General features: G+C 68.0%; 21 protein-coding genes. 10 read left to right on the top strand and 11 right to left on the bottom strand.

Annotated features, from left to right (window positions below; all coding sequences use genetic code 11):
* Nucleotides 1-77 precede the first annotated feature (77 nt).
* Nucleotides 78-989, top strand: a complete 912-nt coding sequence (locus AC3A6X_RS00585) for a hypothetical protein (RefSeq protein WP_487840352.1) — start codon at nt 78-80, stop codon at nt 987-989.
* 12 nt (nt 990-1001) lie between these two features.
* On the opposite strand, the gene AC3A6X_RS00580 is transcribed toward AC3A6X_RS00585, so the two are convergent.
* From AC3A6X_RS00580 to AC3A6X_RS00560, 5 genes are all read right to left on the bottom strand, one after another.
* Entirely contained in the window at nt 1002-1448 is a 447-nt protein-coding gene (locus AC3A6X_RS00580) for a universal stress protein (protein ID WP_487840351.1), read from the bottom strand.
* A 97-nt stretch (nt 1449-1545) separates the two neighbouring features.
* On the bottom strand, nt 1546-2019 hold the full coding sequence (locus tag AC3A6X_RS00575) for a nucleoside deaminase (RefSeq protein ID WP_487840350.1): 474 nt from the start codon (nt 2017-2019) through the stop codon (nt 1546-1548).
* Between the two features lie 30 nt (nt 2020-2049).
* On the bottom strand, nt 2050-2385 hold the full coding sequence (uraH, locus tag AC3A6X_RS00570) for a hydroxyisourate hydrolase (protein ID WP_487840349.1): 336 nt from the start codon (nt 2383-2385) through the stop codon (nt 2050-2052).
* Between the two features lie 34 nt (nt 2386-2419).
* On the bottom strand, nt 2420-2923 hold the full coding sequence (locus tag AC3A6X_RS00565; RefSeq protein WP_487840348.1) for a hydroxyisourate hydrolase: 504 nt from the start codon (nt 2921-2923) through the stop codon (nt 2420-2422).
* Entirely contained in the window at nt 2924-4261 is a 1338-nt protein-coding gene (locus AC3A6X_RS00560) for an MFS transporter (protein ID WP_487840347.1), read from the bottom strand.
* Between the two features lie 143 nt (nt 4262-4404).
* Between AC3A6X_RS00560 and AC3A6X_RS00555 the strand changes: the two genes are divergently transcribed.
* The 3 genes from AC3A6X_RS00555 (at nt 4405) to AC3A6X_RS00545 (ending at nt 7110) form a co-directional block, all read left to right on the top strand.
* A complete protein-coding gene (locus AC3A6X_RS00555) occupies nt 4405-5343 on the top strand; it encodes a LysR family transcriptional regulator (protein ID WP_309961008.1) in 939 nt (312 codons plus the stop codon).
* Nucleotides 5344-5422: 79 nt separating this feature from the next.
* Complete coding sequence (gene uraD, locus AC3A6X_RS00550; RefSeq protein WP_487840346.1) at nt 5423-5953, top strand: 2-oxo-4-hydroxy-4-carboxy-5-ureidoimidazoline decarboxylase; 531 nt, start codon at nt 5423-5425, stop codon at nt 5951-5953.
* Nucleotides 5954-6132: 179 nt separating this feature from the next.
* Nucleotides 6133-7110, top strand: coding sequence for a Bug family tripartite tricarboxylate transporter substrate binding protein (locus AC3A6X_RS00545; protein ID WP_487840345.1), 978 nt, complete (start codon nt 6133-6135; stop codon nt 7108-7110).
* Between the two features lie 6 nt (nt 7111-7116).
* Here the strand turns inward: AC3A6X_RS00545 and AC3A6X_RS00540 are convergent, their stop codons facing one another.
* Nucleotides 7117-7989 carry a CoA transferase gene (locus AC3A6X_RS00540; RefSeq protein ID WP_487840344.1) on the bottom strand — a complete coding sequence of 291 codons (873 nt, stop codon included), beginning with the start codon at nt 7987-7989 and terminating at the stop codon, nt 7117-7119.
* A 106-nt stretch (nt 7990-8095) separates the two neighbouring features.
* Between AC3A6X_RS00540 and AC3A6X_RS00535 the strand changes: the two genes are divergently transcribed.
* Nucleotides 8096-8998 (top strand): SDR family oxidoreductase, encoded by a 903-nt coding sequence (locus AC3A6X_RS00535; RefSeq protein ID WP_309961014.1) that lies wholly within the window; start codon nt 8096-8098, stop codon nt 8996-8998.
* Between the two features lie 60 nt (nt 8999-9058).
* On the opposite strand, the gene AC3A6X_RS00530 is transcribed toward AC3A6X_RS00535, so the two are convergent.
* Complete coding sequence (locus tag AC3A6X_RS00530) at nt 9059-9778, bottom strand: Crp/Fnr family transcriptional regulator (protein ID WP_487840343.1); 720 nt, start codon at nt 9776-9778, stop codon at nt 9059-9061.
* A 409-nt stretch (nt 9779-10187) separates the two neighbouring features.
* Here AC3A6X_RS00530 and AC3A6X_RS00525 point away from each other — a divergent pair, with 409 nt between their 5' ends.
* Entirely contained in the window at nt 10188-11252 is a 1065-nt protein-coding gene (locus tag AC3A6X_RS00525) for a glycosyltransferase family 4 protein (protein ID WP_487840342.1), read from the top strand.
* Nucleotides 11249-13426: an amylo-alpha-1,6-glucosidase gene (locus AC3A6X_RS00520; protein WP_487840341.1), complete on the top strand. Its 2178-nt coding sequence runs from the start codon at nt 11249-11251 to the stop codon at nt 13424-13426. Before AC3A6X_RS00525 ends, AC3A6X_RS00520 begins: the two co-directional genes overlap by 4 nt.
* 22 nt (nt 13427-13448) lie before the next feature.
* Here AC3A6X_RS00520 and AC3A6X_RS00515 read toward each other — a convergent pair whose 3' ends face one another.
* Complete coding sequence (locus tag AC3A6X_RS00515; protein ID WP_487840340.1) at nt 13449-13838, bottom strand: DUF488 domain-containing protein; 390 nt, start codon at nt 13836-13838, stop codon at nt 13449-13451.
* A 113-nt stretch (nt 13839-13951) separates the two neighbouring features.
* Between AC3A6X_RS00515 and AC3A6X_RS00510 the strand changes: the two genes are divergently transcribed.
* Nucleotides 13952-14776: a crotonase/enoyl-CoA hydratase family protein gene (locus AC3A6X_RS00510; protein ID WP_487840339.1), complete on the top strand. Its 825-nt coding sequence runs from the start codon at nt 13952-13954 to the stop codon at nt 14774-14776.
* Nucleotides 14777-14832: 56 nt separating this feature from the next.
* Complete coding sequence (locus AC3A6X_RS00505) at nt 14833-15081, top strand: hypothetical protein (RefSeq protein WP_146162940.1); 249 nt, start codon at nt 14833-14835, stop codon at nt 15079-15081.
* Nucleotides 15082-15098: 17 nt separating this feature from the next.
* On the opposite strand, the gene AC3A6X_RS00500 is transcribed toward AC3A6X_RS00505, so the two are convergent.
* The 3 genes from AC3A6X_RS00500 to AC3A6X_RS00490 all read right to left on the bottom strand — a co-directional run bounded on the left by AC3A6X_RS00500 (nt 15099) and on the right by AC3A6X_RS00490 (nt 17550).
* The gene (locus AC3A6X_RS00500; RefSeq protein ID WP_487840338.1) at nt 15099-15644 is read right to left on the bottom strand and encodes a DUF421 domain-containing protein; all 546 of its coding nucleotides are present in this window, start codon (nt 15642-15644) and stop codon (nt 15099-15101) included.
* Nucleotides 15645-15724: 80 nt separating this feature from the next.
* Nucleotides 15725-16270, bottom strand: coding sequence for a flavin reductase family protein (locus tag AC3A6X_RS00495; protein WP_487840337.1), 546 nt, complete (start codon nt 16268-16270; stop codon nt 15725-15727).
* A gap of 14 nt (nt 16271-16284) precedes the next feature.
* A complete protein-coding gene (locus AC3A6X_RS00490; RefSeq protein ID WP_487840336.1) occupies nt 16285-17550 on the bottom strand; it encodes an acyl-CoA dehydrogenase family protein in 1266 nt (421 codons plus the stop codon).
* 252 nt (nt 17551-17802) lie between these two features.
* Between AC3A6X_RS00490 and AC3A6X_RS00485 the strand changes: the two genes are divergently transcribed.
* A complete protein-coding gene (locus tag AC3A6X_RS00485; protein WP_487840335.1) occupies nt 17803-18210 on the top strand; it encodes a MarR family winged helix-turn-helix transcriptional regulator in 408 nt (135 codons plus the stop codon).
* Nucleotides 18211-18255: the final 45 nt, after the last annotated feature.

The raw sequence follows: 18255 nt of genomic DNA, 5'->3' as shown, positions 1-18255 counted from the left end.
CTCGGCCCGGCGATGGCGCTGCTGGCGCGACAGGCTCGTTCAGGCGCCGTTGGCCCGGTGGTTGTATGGTGTTGTGGATGAACCGGCACCCAGCCTCTTTCCTGCAACTCGCGTCCCGCACGGGTCTGGGGCTGCTCCTCGCCACCTGCGCACTCGTCGGCGAGGCGGCCCCGCCCGATGCCGGCTCGGCCCCGGCTCTGCGCGAGCAGCACCAGAAGCTGGCCGGCCAGCTCGCCCGCAGTCCGCTGCGTCGGCCGATCCACCTGGAGTCTGCCGAGACGGACGGCGGCCTCCAGGGCGACGTCTATGCGGTGGTCGACCATCCGCTGGAGCAGGTGCGCGCCGCGCTCGCCGACGGCACGCAGTGGTGCGAGATGCTGCTGCTGCACATCAACAACCGCCGTTGCCGCGTGAGCCGGCAGCCCGGGGGCGAGACCCTCACGCTCAGCGTGGTGCAGCGCTACGACAAGCCGGTGGACCAGGCCTTCGAGCTCCCCTTTGTCCACCGGACCGCGAGCGACGGCAAGGACTACCTGGCGGTCAAGCTGTCGGCCGAGAGCGGGCCGATGGGCACCAGCAACTACCGCGTGACGCTCGAGGCCGTGCCGCTGGGCGAGCGCCAGACCTTCGTGCATTTCGGCTACGCCTACGACCACAACATGATCGCGCGGCTGGCCACCATGGCGTACCTCGCGACCTTCGGCAGCCACAAGGTGGGGTTCACCGTCATCGGCAAGACGCCGAACGGCGAGCCCGACTACATCCGCGGCCTGCGCGGCCTGATGGAGCGCAACGCCATGCGCTACTTCCTCACCCTCGATGCTTACCTGGCCGGGCTCGACATCCCGCCGACGGAGCGCGCCGAGAAGCGCATGCATCGCTGGTTCCAGGAGGCCGAGCGATACCCGGCGCAATTGCACGAGATCGATCTAGCGACCTACCTCGAGCACAAGCGCAGCGACCGGCGGCGGGACGCCGTGAAGCCGTAGCCCACCGGACCGTCAGCGCAGCACCAGCACCGGCGTGTGCGAGTGCGTCAGCACATGCAGCGTCTCGCTGCCCATCAACAGACGCGAGATGCCGCGGCGGCCGTGCGAGGCCATCACGATGAGGTCGCTCTTGTGGACGCGGGCGGCTTCGATGATGGCCTCGGAGACCAGCTCCGACTTCATGACCACGGCGCGCGTGCTCTTGACGCCCCGGCCATCGGCCTTGGCCTTCACGGCGTCGACCACGCGCTGCGCTTCGGCGTCGGCCTGCTCCTGCATGCGCTGGACTTCCATCTGGCTCAGGAGCAGGGAGCCTTCGAAGTAGCCGGTGGGGTAGTGGTGGACCACCTTGACGGCGACCAGCTCCGCGTTCATCAGCAGAGCCAGGTCGATCGAAGCGGTCACGGCCAGTTCCGAGAGCTCGGAACCATCGGTGGCGACGAGTATGCGTTCATACATGGCGCTCTCCCGGGACGGGAACGCCCGTCCCCGGTCCCAGATTAGCGCTGTGCCGCAGGCGGAACAAGGCGCATAGCGCGGTTCTAGGCGACGCGCCCTAGCCTTGCACCTCGCGCCAGGCTTCGTACAGGTCCTGGCCCTCGGGCCGCACCCGCAGGCCGGCGAGCTTCATCTCGCGCTGTTCGACAGGCCGGGCGATCTCCACGTAGCCGCGCTCGGCGGACAGGTCGTAGGGCGCGCCGTCCTCGTTCGAGTAGGCGTAGTAGACCGACTTCACCCCCGCGAGGTACATGGCGGTGAGGCACATGGGGCAGGGGTAGCCGCTGGCGTAGACGGTGCTGCCGCTCAAATCGGTGCTGTTCTGCGCGCGGCTGGCGGCGCGCACCGCCTGCATCTCGGCATGGGCCGAGGGGTCGCACAGCGCCTCGACCTCGTTGACGGCGCGTGCCAGCACCTGGCCGTTGCGCACCAGCACCGCGCCGAAGGGCCAGGTCTTGCGCTCGCGCACGTTGTCCATGGCCAGGCGGATCGATTCGAGCAGGTACTTCTCGGTGTCTTGGTCTTGGGTCATTCGCTGGGTTCTTCGTGAGGGTCAGGGTGTTCAGCTGCCGCGGTACGTGGAGAAGAACCACGGCGAGCAGAGCAGGGGGATGTGGTAGTGCTGGGCCGCGTCGAACACGCTGAACTGCACCGGCACCTCTTCGGCCAGCGCGTCCGGTGCCTTGAAGTGCGCGTTGACGTAGAAGCGCAGCTCGAAACGGCCCGTGCGGGCGGCCTGTGCGGACAGCATCGGCACGTCGGTGCGGCCGTCGGGATTGGTGCGCGTCGCGTGCAGGCGCGTCGGCGGCGTGGTCGCGAGATCGAAGAGATCGACCTGCATGCCGCCGATCGGGCGGCCCGTGCGGACGTCGAGTACATGGGTGGTGATGCCTGCCATGAGAGGGGCTCCTTGTCGTGGATTTGCGTGCGGTTCAGCTGCCGCGGGAATAGGTGTAGGCCCAGGGCCCGAACTGGATCGGCAGGTGGATGCGCTCGCCGGCATTCGCGACCTGGAAGCGCACCGGCAGCTTGGTGAGGAAGGCGGGCGAGGGCAGCGCGGCCTTGCGCGCCGCGAAGTAGTCGCCCACGTGCAGCAGCAACTGGTAGCGGCCGGGGCGGTAGCTGTCGCCGATCAGCAGCGGCTCGTCCGAACGCCCGTTGGCGTTGAGGGTGACGGAGCGCAGCAGCGCGTAGTCTTCGCCGTCGAAGGCCGAGAAGTCGATGCGCAGGCCGGCGGCCGCCGTGCCGTGGAAGGTGTCCAGGGCATGGACCGTGAGGCGCGGGCTCACGCCGTGCAGCACGATGGGACCGCTGGCGCGGGCCGGTGCGGCGGGCCCATCGGCGGCCTGCGCGCCGCGTGCGGCGAGCACCGTGGCGCCGAGGGCCAGGCCGGAGAGCGCGAAGCGCCGGCGCGCGGGTTGCTGGATGGCTTTCATTCAGATCTCCTTGCGTTGAGATTTGCGAGCGATGAACGCGATGACGAGGACCGCGGCGAGCAACTCGATCGCTGCGACCAGGTACAGGCCCGGGCCCACCTTGCCGGTCGCGTTCTTGATCAGGCCCATCAGGTAGGGCGCGCCGAAGCCTGCGAGGTTGGAGATCGAGTTGATCAGCGCCACGCCCACCGCCGCCGCGCCGCCGGCCAGGTACATGTTCGGCAGCTGCCAGAACACCGGGATTGCGCTCATGGTGCCCACCAGGGCCAGTCCCATCGCGAGCAGCGGCACCACGGGCGGCAGGCCGGGCATTGCCAGCGTGATGGCCAGCAGGGCCATGCCGGTCGCGCCGCAGAGTGCCGCGCCGCTGAAGTGCCAGCGCACCTCGCCGTGGCGGTCGGAGTGGCGGCCGTTGAGGATCATCCCCGCCGCACCGAAGATGTAGACCGCGCCGGCGATCCAGCCCACCGCCATCGGCGTGGTGAAGCCGGTCTCCTTGATCACGGTCGGGATCCAGAAGGTGAGCGTCGAGTTCGCACACAGCAGGCAGAAGAAGATGCCGATCAGCAGCCACACCTTGGGGTTGGTGAAGAGCGTGCGCCAGTCGCTGCCGCGCTCGCCTTGGGCGCGGTGGTCGCGCTCGAGCTCGTCGCGCACGATGCGCTTCTCATCGGTGCTGAGCCAGTGCGCCTGCTCGGGCCGGTCGGTCATGTAGAAGAGGGCGACGACGCCCGCGATCACCGACGGGATGCCCTCCAGCACGAACAGCCACTGCCATCCGGCCCAGCCCTGCACGCCGCCCATCGAGCTCATGATCCAGCCCGCCAGCGGCCCGCCCAGCACGCCCGCGATGGCCGAGGCCGACATGAAGGTGCCGAAGGCCTTGGCCCGCCGCTGCGACGGATACCAGTAGGTCAGGTAGAGGATCACGCCGGGATAGAAGCCGGCCTCGAAGGCGCCGAGCAGGAAGCGCAGGATGTAGAACTGCGTCGGCGTCGTGACCCAGGCCTGCAGCATGCAGATCAGGCCCCAGCCGATGGTGATGCGCATCACCGTCTTCTTCGCGCCGATCTTCTGCAGCAGCATGTTCGAGGGCACCTCGAAGAAGAAGTAGCCCAGGAAGAAGATGCCGGCGCCCAGGCCGTAGACCGCCTCGCTGAAGCGCAGATCGTCCAGCATCTGCAGCTTGGCGAAGCCGATGTTGACGCGGTCCAGCCACGCCAGCACCCAGAGCGCGCCGAGGAAGGGCAGCAAGCGCCAGGAGATCTTGCTGTAGGTGGCGTCGACCCGGTCGGGCTGGGCGATGGCGCCGGGCAGCGCCGCGGAAGGTGTGCTCATGTTCGGTTCCTTTGTCTCTCGTGTGTGCTTCTCGGACCCGTGGAACGGGGGTGGCGCCAATGGTCGCGAGTCGGGGCCCTGTGCGAAACTGGGCAGGCGCAATAGGGCGCATAGCAAAGTCGATATCCGGAGTCCTCACGCACGTGTCCCGCGCCGACGATCCCTTCGAGACCTACCTGCTGCGCGTGCTGTGCGCGCTGATCGCCGAGCAGAGCGTTTCGCGCACCGCGATCCGGATGAACCAGTCGCAGCCCGCCATCAGCGCGGCGCTCAAGCGGCTGCGCGAAATCTTCAACGACCCGCTGCTGGTGCGCGACAAGAACACCATGGTGCCGACGGCGCGCGCGCTCGCCGCGGCCGCGCAGGCGCAGTCCGCGCTGGGCCTGCTCGACGGCCTTTTGAATTCCGGCGAGGGCTTCGATGCGTCGACGACGGAGCGCAGCTTCACCATCGCCATGCCCGACTACCTGGCGCCGCCCTTCCTCGCGCAGGTGGTGCGCAGCTTCCGCGCTCAGGCGCCGAATGCGCGCCTGGTCGCTCAGCCGCTCGGGCCGCAGTACGACTACGAGCTGGCCCTGCAGGACGGCGCGATCGACATCGTGATCGGCAACTGGCCCGAGCCGCCCGAGCACCTGCACAGCTCCACGCTGCTGGAGGACGACATCGTCTGCCTCATGGCCGAGGACCATCCGTGGGCCGCCGAGGGCGAGCTCAGCGCAGAGCGCTACCTGCGGGCCGCGCACGTGGTGCCGATGCCCTATTCGATCGCCCAGCGCGGCGTGGTGGAGTCGAGCCTCGCCACCCTGCGCGTGAGCCGCGACCGCCGGGTGCAGTGCCCGTACTTCGGCCTCGCGCCCAACCTGCTGCCGGGCACCGATCTGATCATGACGACCAGCCGGCATTTCGCGCACTACTACGCCCGGCGCCTTCCGCTGGCGATCCGGCCGTCGCCGATCGAGTTCGCGCGCATGCGCTTCTACCAGCTCTGGCACGCTTCGCAGCACCGGGCGGCGCCGCACGTCTGGCTGCGCGGACTGCTCACGGCGGCCTCGCAGGTGCTGACCGATCCGGACGCCCAATGAACGTGGCGCGCGGCCTCCTATGCGCCGTATAACAGCGCGCTGCTTCAAGCCGCGGCACCGGCTTCCTACACTGCCGGCCATGTCCTCAGAACACGCCGCCACCCACGATCTGCGCGCCCTCAATGCGATGGACCGCGCCGCCTTCACCGCCGCTCTGGGCGACACCTTCGAGCACTCGCCCTGGGTCGCCGAGGCGGCCTGGGCGCAGCGCCCCTTCGCCACGGTGCAGGCGCTGCACGACGCGATGATGGCGGCGGTGTACGCCTGCGGGCGCGGCCGCCAGATCGAGTTCCTGCGCGGCCATCCCGAGCTCTCGGCCAGCGCGGTGCGCGCCGGCGGGCTGACGGCCGATTCGATGGACGAGCAGAAGAGCGCCGGCCTGGGCGCCCTGTCCGCCAGCGAGGAAGCCTTGCTGGCGCGCAGGAACAAGGCCTACGCCCAGCGGCACGGCTTCCCCTTCATCGCCTGCGTGCGGCACTACACCCGGGCCGGTATCTTCGCCGAGTTGGCCTCGCGCACCGCGCGCGAGCCGGGCCATGAGCTGGCCGAGGCGCTGCGGCAGATCGGCTTCATCACGCGCATGCGCCTGGAGCGTCGCGTCGGCGCATGAGCCGCAGGGCCGCTCCCAAGGCGATAGCACCGCAGCCGAAGGCGAAGGTACTCCAGTCAGCCGCAGGGCCGCTCCCAAGGCGAAGGTACTCCAGTGAGCCGCGCGCGCGGGGCTTGTGGATCGAGGCGGCCGCTCGCATGATGCGGGCACACGGGCATCGCTCTTGCATTGGAGACGCCATGACCTTCACCCGACCCACGCGCCGCGGCGCGCTTCAGCTGCTTGCCGCCGGCGCCGCATCGCTCGCGCTGCCGGCCCTCGCCCAGTGGCCCGACAAGCCGATCAAGATCGTCGTCACCTTTCCGGCCGGCGGCGCCAGCGACATCCTGGCCCGCGTGATGGCCGAGCAGCTCGGCAAGAAGCTGGGCCAGCCGGTGGTGGTGGACAACAAGCCCGGCGCGGGCGGCACCATCGGAGGCGCGCAGGTCGCCGCCGCGGCGCCCGATGGCTACACGCTCATGCTCTCGAACACGACGCCGATCGCGCTCGGCCCCTTCGCGCTCGAGAAGCAGCCCTACGATCCGGTCGCGGCCTTCACGCACATCGCCTACCTGGGCTCGGCGCCGCTGGTGCTGATGGCCAGCAAGGAGTCGGGCATCAAGACCTTTGCCGATCTCGAAGCCCGCGCGCGCAAGGAGGGCCGGTTGGACTTCGGCTCCGGCGGGCCGGGCTCGGTGGGCCACATCCACGGCGAGCTGATCCGGAAGATCACCGGCGCCAACATGGTGCACGTGCCCTACCGCGGCGGCGCGCCGATGACCACCGACCTGATTGCCAACGTGATCCCGGTCGGCATCGACGTGCTCACGGCCTTCGTGCCCTTCTTCAAGAGCGGCCAGCTCGTGCCGATCGCGGTGACGAGCCAGGCGCGCTCGCCGCTCACGCCGGAGGTGCCGACGGTGGTGGAGATCGGCCAGCCCAAGCTGGTGCTGGAGAACTTCTTCGGCCTGAGCGGGCCGGCAAAGCTGCCGGCAGCGATCGTCACCCGGCTCAACAGCGCGTGCAACGAGGTGATGGTGATGCCCGAGGTGCAGAAGAAGATCCTCGAACTGGGCATCGTCGGCAAGCCCGAGAGCACGGCGCGCTTCGAGAGCTTCGTGAAGGACCAGGTCGGCGTGCTCGGGCCCACGGTGAAGGGCGCAGGCATCAAGCTCTGAGCCTGATCAGCCCAGCGTGAGCAGCGGTACGTCGCGCTCGCGCGCAACGGTTTCGAGCTCGGCGCGCGTGCGGGTTTGCAGCCAGGCGGCCAGCGCTTCTCGCGTGGCCGGCGCCATCATGTCCTGGGCGCCGAGGCCCGCCGCCTCGCACAGGCGCGCCGCGAAGTGCGGCTCCAGCGCGGCGATGGCCACGCGCCCGTCGGCGCAGGCGTAGACGCGGTAGCCCGCATGGGCGCCGCCCACCGCCCCCGTGGGCCGGGTCAGGCCCCAGCTGCGCGGCAGCGCCAGCCAGTCGGCCGCGCCATTGAGCGCGACCTCGAGGTAGATGCCGCTTCCTGGCTTGGTGCGCGCGTGGAGCACGGCCTGGAGCACCGCCTCGCTCGCGAGCAGCGCGCCGCCCATGTCGGCATAGAGCGTGGGCGGCAGCTCGGTGCCGGTCACCAGGCCGCTCTCGGCCAGGTAGGTGAGGTCGTGGCCCGGCTCCTCGGCCCGCTCGCCGGGGGCCCCGACGATTGCCACCTGCGAGAGCGCGGGGTGGCGCGCCTGCAGTGCCTCCCAGCCCAGGCCCAGCTTGGCCAGCGCGGAAGGACGGAAGGAAGTCAGCAGCACCTCGGTCTGGTCCAGGGCCTGGTGGAGCTGGGCCAGGCCGGCCTCGGTCTTCAGGTCTGCCGTCGCTACGCGCACGCCTTCGTGCAGCGCCGCGTAGGCGGCCCGGTTGTAGTGGGCCATCGGGTCGCCGCTCGGGGGCTCGAACTTCAGGCAGGTGGCGCCCATGGCACGGCAGCGCATCAGCGCCGCGGGGCCAGGCAGGTTGAGCGCGAGGCTCAGCACGCGCACGCCGGCAAGGGGTGCGAAGGCGGGAGTGGGAGAGGCTGGCATGGGGGAATCCTTGGGCGCTGCTGTCACCTTTGGAGCTTACCGGCTCGGCCGCATCGCTCTACGATGTGGCTGCGCAAGCTCATCCACCAGAACCAAGGAGACCCACATGTACCAGAGCGATCTCATGGCCGGCCGGCGCATCCTCGTCACCGGCGGCGGCACCGGCCTCGGCAAGGCGATGGCCGAGCGCTTCCTCGGCCTGGGCGCGGACGTCGCGATCTGCGGCCGGCGCCAGTCGGTGGTCGAGGAGACGGCGGCGCAATGGCGCACGCAGTTCCCCGGCCGCAAGGTCGATGCCTTCGGGGTCGACATCCGCAACGCGCAGAGCGTGGAGGAGATGGTGGAGGCGCTCTGGCAGAGCGGCGGGCTGACCGGCCTGGTCAACAACGCCGCCGGCAACTTCGTCGCGCCGACCGAGAGCCTGTCCTCGCGCGCCTTCGACGCCGTCGCCAACATCGTCTTCCACGGAAGCTTCTACGTGACCCAGGCGGTGGGCAAGCGCTGGGTCGCGGAGGCGAGGGCCGGGCAGTGGAAGGCGGGCGACCCGTACCGCAGCGTGATGAGCATCATCGTGACCTGGGTCGACAACGGCGGGCCTTACGTGGTGCCCTCCGCGATGAGCAAGGCCGGCGTGGAGGTGATGACCAAGTCACTGGCCACCGAATGGGCGCGCTACGGCATCCGGCTCAACGCGGTCGGGCCGGGCGAGATCCCGACCGAGGGTATGAGCAAACGCCTCAACCCCGGCGAGGAGCCCGGCGCCCGCAGCAAGCTGCGCAACCCGATGGCGCGCACCGGCCAGATGAGCGAGCTGCAGAACCTCGCTGCCTTCCTGATGGCGCCCGGCCAGTGCGACTGGCTCACCGGCCAGAGCATCATGATGGACGGCGGCCACGCCCTGGCCACCGGCGGCAACTTCTACGAGCTGCGCGAGTGGAGCGACGCGCAGTGGCAGGAAGCACGCGAGCGCATCGAGGCGCAGAACCAGAAGGACAAGGCGCAGAGGTAGGGCCCATCGACACGGGGCGGACAGCACGCAGACGCTCGATCCGGCGCGACTTGCAGGAATTCAGGTCGCGGTCGTCGTCGGGAGCAGGCGGTCGTATTCGGCCTTGACCACGGCGTAACACTCGCAGGTGCGCTTTTCGAGCCCGCTGCGATCGAGCACCGAAATGCGGCCACGGGCATAGCGGATCAGCCCGGCTTGCTGCAACTTGAGCGCGCCCTCCGTCACGCCTTCGCGACGAACGCCGAGCATGTTGGCGATCAACTCCTGCGTCATCACGAGTTCGCTCCCCTGGAGCCGATCCAGGCTCAGCAGGAGCCAGCGGCACAACTGCTGATCGAGCGAGTGGTGCCGGTTGCACACGGCGGTCTGCGCCATCTGCGTGATCAATGCCTGCGTATAGCGCAACAGCAGATGCAGCACCGGGCCCGCGCGGTTGAACTCGTCTTTCATGAGTTGCGCTTCCAGGCGGAAACCTTGTCCGGCGCTTTGCACCACGGCGCGACTGGGCGTCGATTCGCCGCCCATGAAGAGCGAGATGCCGACGATGCCCTCGTTGCCGACCACGGCAATCTCGGCCGAGGCGCCGTTCTCCATCACGTACAACAACGAGACGATGGCGTTGGTCGGGAAATAGACATGGCTCAGGGTGCGGCCCGATTCGTAGAGCACCTGACCCAAGGGCATTTCGACCGGTTCGAGTGCCGGCCACCAACGCTGCCGTTCCGCCTGGGGCAAGGTAGCCAGAAGGCGGTTGTCAAGGGGGTCGAGCGACGCGGCCATGGGGAGGCTTCAGTATAGGCATCGCGACGCCTTCTGTCCTCTAGCGCACCGACCGCGATGCGGCGGCGCAGCCGTGCGGACGGTCTGTGCGCCAACGCACGGACGGCAGGTGCAGCGCGTTCTATAAGTGATCTTTGAACCTCCGCGCGAGAGCACTACATGGACCATGACCCCGATTTCGTTCGTCTTCCTTATCACGGATGGGACGCCATCCGCGCCATCGAGGTGAAGGCGACGCGCTCGACCGATCAACGCGGGACTTCTGCCAAGACAAGCAATGACGAGCCCCGTCTTCTATGAGGCTCCATGAGACGTCGGGCACTGTTCGGTTCCGGGGGCTTGTTCACGGCGAGGAAGCGGGTGCCACGATCGGCAAAAAGACGCTCAGCCCCTGCAGGACGGATGGAACATGAAGATCGCGCAAATCGCACCCCTTTGCGAATCGGTACCACCACGCCTGTACGGTGGTACGGAGCGGGTCGTGGCCCATCTCACCGAGGCCTTGGTGGAGCAGGGGCACGAGGTCACACTCTTTGCATCAGGCGATACGGTGACCTCGGCCAATCTGGTCGCCACGCGGGCTCTGCCGCTGCGGCTCGATCCGGCGTCGCTCAAGTCCGACCTGGCGAGCCACCTGACGCTGTTGCACGAGGTGCGCCGACGGGCCGACGAGTTTGATGTGCTGCATTTCCATATCGACTTGCTGCACTTTGCGCTGTTCGAGCATATCCCCGAGCGCACGCTGACGACGCTGCACGGTCGACTCGACATTGCGGACCTGCAGCAGGTGTACGAGCGCTGGCCCGCCTACCGCCTCGTGTCCATTTCCGACCATCAGCGCACCCATTTGCCAGACGCGAACTGGCATGCAACCGTCTACCACGGCATGAACCCCCGAGGCTACAAATACAGCGCGCAAGGCTCGGGCGGGTATCTTGCGTTCCTGGGGCGCATCTCGCCAGAAAAGCGGCCCGACCGCGCGATCGAAATTGCCAAGGCTGCCGGTGTGCCGATTCGAATCGCCGCCAAGGTGGACGAAGTCGACCGAGCCTATTTCGAGCAGCGCATTCGGCCGATGCTGGACCATCCCCTGGTGACTTACATCGGGGAGATCGGGGATGAGCTCAAGAGTGACTTTCTCGGCCAGGCCCGCGCGCTGCTGTTCCCGATCGACTGGCCGGAGCCATTCGGGCTGGTGATGATCGAGGCCATGGCCTGCGGCACCCCTGTCATCGCGTGGCGCTGCGGCTCGGTGCCCGAAATCGTGGAGCATGGCGTCACCGGCTGGATCGTCGACGATATCCGACAGGCGGTTGCGGCGGTCGATGCGGTGCGCCACTTGTCACGCTCGCGCATTCGCGCTGCGTTCGAACAGCGGTTCACGGCGCACGCCATGGCAACGCGTTACTCGCAGCTGTATTGGCAGCTCGCGCGAGCCAGTCGCAGCGCGCATCTGGAAGGCGAAGCCGCATGAACGCGTCACGACCTGGCACGCCAGGTCATACAGGCGCGGACCCGTCGCCACAGGATGCTTGGCCAGCCCCGCCAGCGCGCGCGGGCCAGCGCCTGTATGTACTCAAGGAGGGCGATACGTTTGTCGTGGCCGACGCCTCCGGCGACGTTACCGGCGAGGGCGATGGTCTGTTTCACAACGACACCCGGCTGCTCTCCACTTTTCGGCTGTTGCTCAATGGACAACATCCAGCGCTGCTGTCGAGCGCGGTGAGTCAGGACAACGCGTTCTTCACCGCGAACCTGACCAATCGGCCGTTGCCGCCGCTGGGCGAGAGCTCGATGCCGGAAGGAGTGATCCACGTCGAGCGTCGGCGCTTCCTGTGGAGTGGGCGGCTGCACGAACGGGTGCGATTGACCAACTACAGCGACATCCACACACGGCTGCCCGTGCAGCTGCTTTTCGGTGCCGATTTCCGCGACATGTTCGAGGTCCGCGGGCAGAGTCGTAGCCGGCGTGGCGAGATGCAGGCGAGCCAATGCGGGACGGACTGCGTCGCACTGCGCTATCACGGGCTCGACCAGGTTCTGCGCGAGGTGGCACTCTCGTTCTCCGAGCAGCCGCAGCGGCTGACGGCGCAGCACGCCGAGTTCGAAGTGGTCCTCCCGGGGCGCGAAAGCTGGACGCTCTATGTCGAGGTCGGCGATGCTTCAACACAACCATCTCGCGAGCGCTGGCGGGGCGCAGCGGCCCGCACGCGCTGGTCCCTGCGGGCTCACAGGCGGCGTGGCGCCCGGGTGCGAGCGTCAGGGCGCTTGCTGCAAGCGTGGATCGACAAGTCGGAAGCCGACCTTGCGTTGCTGACCACGGAACTGCCGACCGGTCCCTATCCTTACGCCGGAATTCCATGGTTCTCCACCCCTTTCGGGCGCGACGCCCTGATCACGTCGTTGCAAACGCTTTGGATCGACCCCGCGCTTGCACGCGGCGTATTGGCCTTTCTGGCAGCGCACCAGGCGAGCGAAATTTCCACCTTCCGTGATGCCGAACCCGGAAAGATCATGCACGAGACCCGAAAGGGGGAGATGGCTGCAGTCAATGAGCTGCCGTTCGGCAAGTACTACGGCGGCGTGGATACCACGCCGCTGTTCGTCATGCTTGCGGCCGCGTACGCCCGGCGCACCGGGGACCTCGCCTTTATCGACAGCATATGGAAGGAGCTGGTAGCGTCCATCGCCTGGATCGAGGACAACGTCGCGCGGCATGGCGGCCTGCTCAGCTATGCGCGCGGGGAAGCCACGGGGCTGGCCAACCAGGGTTGGAAAGACAGCCATGATTCTGTGTTCCATGCCGACGGCAGTTCGCCTCGCGGGCCGATCGCGCTGATCGAGGTGCAAGGCTATGCATATGCAGCGCTGCACGGCATGGCCTTGTTGGCACGCAGACGCGGTGACACGGAGGCGGCCGCGCACTGGGACGGCGCGGCTCGACGCATCGCCAGGAAAGTCGAAGACGAATTCTGGATGGAAGAGCTGCAGTTCTATGCGCTGGCGCTCGACGGAGACGGTCGCGCTTGTCGGGTGCGTTCTTCCAACGCAGGCCATCTGCTCTATACGGGCCTGCCGCGGCCGCAGCGCGGGCGTGCCGTAGCCAGGCAGCTGTTGTCGGCCGCATTCGCCTCTGGTTGGGGAATCCGGACTCTGCCGACCGGGACATCGCGTTTCAATCCCATGTCTTATCACAATGGCTCGGTCTGGCCTCACGATGTCGCGCTCTGTGCTGCGGGCGTCGCACGCTACGGCGAACGCGAAGGCGCGCTGAAGCTGCTCGATCAGTTGTTCGAGGCCGCGACGTTCTTCGGCATGAGGTTACCGGAGCTGTTCTGCGGTTTCGAACGCGCGTTGGGCGAAGCCCCGGTCGCTTATCCCGTGGCGTGTCTGCCGCAGGCGTGGGCCGCAGGTGCGGTCTTCATGTTGCTGCAGGTGGGCCTGGGCGTGCAGATCGACGCGATGACGCCATGCGTTTCGATTGACCGCCCCCTGCTGCCGACGGGCATCGCTTCCCTTCAGATCTGTGGGATTGCGCTGCCCCAGGGTCGTCTCGATCTCGGTTTTCGACGTGTGGGCTCGCGCGTTCTTGCCTTCGCCGATCGCGGGCCGCCCGAAACGGTCTTGCGCATCGACGTGCGGCTCTAACGGGCATGGCGTTGACAGGCCCTCAGGCCACGATCTCCGCCCCCCGCGCCTTCAGCAGCTCGCGCAGGAAGGACCGGTGGCAATGCGACTCGTCCTCGCAGTAGCAGCCGATCGAGAAGGCGCTCTGGTGCGACAGCGCCGCCAGCAGGTCCAGGCTGCGGCTGGCGTCGGACTCGGCCATCTCGGCCTTGAACTTGCGCCCGAAGGCCGCCCATTGCGCCGGCGTCTCGGCCGCCTGGGCGGTCTTCATGGTCTCGACCGAGGGCGCGAGGTTGGGATACCAGACGTCGTACCAGTTCTGCGACGCGAATTCGCTCTTGGGCACGCCGCGCGGCGGACGGCGCACGGTGCCGATGCGCAAGCCTTCGCCAGGGGCGCGCTCGGTGCCGAGACGGACGATGCGAATGGCCATGGATGTCTCCTCGTGGACGGAATGTACTGTCGACGACCTGTTGGCTGGGCGACAGGCGCGATCATCGCCGAAGCTCGATACTCGCTCGCATCGAAGGAACCGAAAGACATGCCATGAACGATCGCATCGAATCGATCCGCCACGCCGACGGCGTGGTCGAACTGCACCTGGCGCGCGCCGACAAGATGAACGCGCTCGACCCGGCGATGTTCGACGCGCTGATCGATGCCGGCGAGCAGCTTCGCGACGACGCTCGCGTGCGCGCGGTGGTGCTCGCGGGCCGCGGCAAGGCCTTCTGCGCGGGGCTGGACATGCAGTCCTTCCAGCGCATGGAGCAGGGTGCCGGCAGCGGGGTCATCGGCCGTCACGCGGCAACCGACCTGCTCGTGCGCACCCACGGCATTGCCAACGCGGCGCAGCAGGTGGCCATGGTCTGGCGCGAGGTGCCGGTGCCGGTGATCGCCGCGGTGCACGGCGTCGCCTTCGGCGGCGGCCTGCAGGTGGCGCTGGGCGCCGACATCCGCCTGGTCGCACCCGACACCAGGCTCTCGGTGATGGAGATCAAGTGGGGTCTGGTGCCCGACATGGGCGGCCTGGTGCTGATGCGCGAGCTGGCGCGGACCGACGTGGTGCGCGAGCTGACCTTCACCGGCCGCATCTTCTCGGGCGAGGAGGCGGTGGCGCTGGGCTTCGCGACGCGCGTGTCGGCCGACCCCCTGGCCGATGCCCTGCAAATGGCACACGAGATCGCGCGGAAGAGCCCCGACGCCATCCGCGCCGGCAAGCGGCTTCTGAACGCAGCGATGGCGCATAGCGCGGCCGATCTGCTGCTGGCCGAGTCGGTGGAGCAGAAGGCGCTGATCGGCAGCGCCAACCAGACCGAGGCCGTGCGCGCCAACATCGAGCGGCGCGCGCCGCACTTCGAGCCCCAGCCCTAGTCGATTCCGGGATCGGGCTGGGCAGTCGTCCAAACCGGACCCGGCATACTCGCGGGGTGCCCATCTCACTGCTTCACCGCCTGGCAGAGCATGATCTGCCCATCGCCGTCAACGACGGCGCAGACGTCGACGCCTTGCGCGTGCTGAGCCTCGCCGGCCACGTGCGGGCGACGATCCCCAAACCTGTGCGGACCATCGACGGCTATGGCCAGCCGCCGGCCACCGTCATCGCCATCACCTCGCTGGGGCGCAGCATGATGAAGCGATTTCCGAGAGACCTGATGGCCTCTTCGGCCAGGCTGTGAGCCGCGCCGAGCAGCATTCAGCGCGTGTCGCCGGGCCGGGAACTCCTGTGTGGCGGCGACCGGGTCGCATCGTCGTCACGCCGCGCATACCGGAACACGCTGAGCTGACCATCGCTTTCGAGCCGCGCCAGGCGAACGTCGGCGATCCGCTCCACGCCCTGTTCGCGCAGCTTGCCGGCCAGCTCGTCGAGCGTGATCATCTCGCGCCGCAGCACCCGATGCACCGGCTTGCCATGCCGGATCACGACTTCGGCCGGCGGCTCCAGCAGACGCGAGACGAGTTCGAAGCGATAGCTCAGCCAGTCGAGAAGAAAGTTCCAGCCGATGAGGGTCGCCAGCAGCACCAGGCCGTCGCCGATGGTCTTGTACTCGCCCTGCATCGCATTGCTGGCCGCGTCGGCCACCAGCACCACGAAGAGCAGGTCGGCCACGCCCATCGTTCCGACGTCCCGCCGCAGCAGGAAGCGGAAGATGACGAGCAGGAACCAGTAGATCACGGTGCCCCTCAGCACCATCTGCCAGGGCGGGTAGTCGAGGGAGAAGAGGGCGACGAGATCGGCCATGGGCCGATCATGCGCAGCGCGCCGGCTTTGTCGGTCGGAGGCCGGCTCGTTGGCGCGCAGGCGCGGCGCCTACCCTCCGCTCATCGGGGCTGCGCCAGGGTCGCCGCGAGCTCCCACAGCGAACCCATCTGCCCCGAATGAAAGAGCAAGGGCGGCGTCTCGGTCCTCGAGAAGCGGTCGACGCGCCCGAGGATGATCGTGTGGTCGCCCTCCTGGTGGCGCGAGTAGGTCGAGCATTCGAAGGTCGCCACGCTGTCGACGAGCCGGGGACATTCGTTGGAGCCGGCCTCGAAGGCTTCGGCGTAGCGCTCGAACTTGTCCGCGGCGGGCTTCGCGAAATGCCAGGCCAGCTCGCGCTGCCCGGCGTTCAGCACGCTGAGATTGAACGAGCGCGACGCCAGGAAAGCCTCGGCGCTGCGGGTGTCGTCGCGGATGCTCCAGAGGATCAACGGCGGATCCAGCGACACCGAAGCGAAGGAGTTGATCGTCATGCCCTCGCGCTTGCCATCGGGCGTTGCGGTGGTGACGAGGCACACCCCCGTCGGGAAAGCGCCGAGCGCCTGCCGCAGCTGGCGCGCATCCACCGTGTCGGCGGCATCGCCCGTGATCAGAGCCCAGGAGTACATCGCCGATCCCTCGATCAGTACTGGCCCTTCGGCTCGAGGCCGAGCAGGTACTGCCCGACCATCGAAGAGACCGCATCCCAGTTGAGGCTGATGTGGCGCGAGATGGCGTTCGCGTCGCGCCACATGCGCTGGATCGGCTGGTCGAGCGCCAGGCCCGCGCCGCCCACGCTGGCGAACACCGCCTCGACCGCATCGCGCGACAGGCGTGCGGCGAAGGCATGGTCGCGGCGATTGCGGATGCGCTGCTCGACGCTGATGATCCGGCCGTCGGCCGCCATCTGCTCCACCTGCGCCGTGTCTCGGTAGAGGAGCAGGCGCGCCGCATCGACGCTTGCCGATGCTTCGGCCAGGCGGGACTGCACCGGGAAGAACTCGCTCAGCCGGTTGCCCCCGCCGGCAACGGCGCCGCGGGTGACCCGCGTGCCCGCCAGTTCGATCAGCTCGTCGACCGCGCCCTGTGCCGTTCCGAGGATGGGCGACACCAGGCACACGGGGACCGCGGACAGGAAAGGGATGCGGTAGATCGGATTCGTGTTGACCCGGCTGCCGGGTGGGCTGTTCGAGGAGGCCTCCGCGAAGCTCAGCTTGCGGTGCTGCGGAATGAAGGTCGGCTTGTCGATGACGACGGCCTTGGACCCCGTCCCCGCCTGGCCGGCCACATGCCAGTTGTCCTCGATCGCCCAGTCCGAGCGCGGGGCGAGCAGAAAGCCCGCGCTGGGTGGCGCGCCCTTTTCCTCCGCGGGGAATTGAACGCCCAGCAAGGCCCACTGCGAGTTGTCCACGTTGGAGGCAAAGAGCCACTTGCCCTGCACAAGGTAGCCGCCGTCGACCTTCTCGGCCATCGTGGCCGGCGCATAGGAGCCGCAGACGATCGCGGCGGGGTCCTTGCGCCACACGTCGTCCTGCGCCTCCTCGGGGAAGGTCCCGACAAGCCACTGGTGGATGGCGCCCAGCGAGCAGCCCCAGGACGAAGACGTGCAGCCGCGCGCGAGCTCGCTCACGACGTCGATGAAGGCGGTGAATCCGTACTCGTAGCCGCCGTAGCGCGCCGGCTGCATCAGCTTGAAGAAGCCCGCGTCATGGAAGGCGCGCGTCGTCTCTTCGGGGACGCGGCGTTCCTGCTCGGTGCGTTGCGCCCGGGCGCGAAGCATCGGCACCAATTCAGTTGCGCATGCAACTATTTTTTCGATCGAAGGGGCGTCCTTCACCGGCGACTTCCGGCCTGCGGCGGGCAGATCGACGTGATGGAGGCGGGCAAACAGGTTCGCGGCATCGGTCATGGGGTCTCCAAGGGTGGTCTGGGTCTGGAGCCCAGATTGAAGCGCAATACATTTGCAAATGCAATTAATAAATGCCTAGGGTTTACGCCATATCGGTGACATGATTCGCTTGTAAGATCCGTCATGGCCAAGCGAAAAACATCCGCGGTGGTGTCCCTGGAGCAACGCAGGGCACGCGCCGAGGAGTCCCCTGAATCGACTGCAGTTGCAGACAAAATTGCAAATCACGACCTCGAGCGGGCCATCCCGTACTTGCTTGCACGTGCAGGCACGCGGATGGGGCAGTCCTTCAGCAGGGAGCTCAAGCAGTTCAGCCTCTCGCTCACCGAGTGGCGGGTCTGCGTCGCGCTGCACCACCAGGCGCATCAGCGGCTCTCCGAACTCGCGCTGCACACATCGACCGAGGCTTCCACGCTGTCCCGCGTGGTCGACGGTCTTCTGCAGCGCGGCGTGCTGGTGCGCGACCGATCGGACGCGGATGCCCGCGCGCTTGCCCTGAGCCTGACCGAGGCGGGGCGCGATCTGACGCTGCGCATCATTCCCCTGGCGCAGTTGTACGAGCGCGTATCGCTGTCCGGCCTGAGCCCTGCGCAAGCCGAGTCCCTGCGCGACATGCTCCGGATGGTCTACGACAACCTGGCGGTGCTGGACCGCGAGTGAGCTCGCGCACTGCCGATCCGCATCGGGTCGGCGAAAGAGAAGAAC

Source organism: Variovorax sp. Soil_C_12 (assembly GCF_057657375.1).
This window is presented reverse-complemented; position numbering and strand designations above follow the sequence as displayed.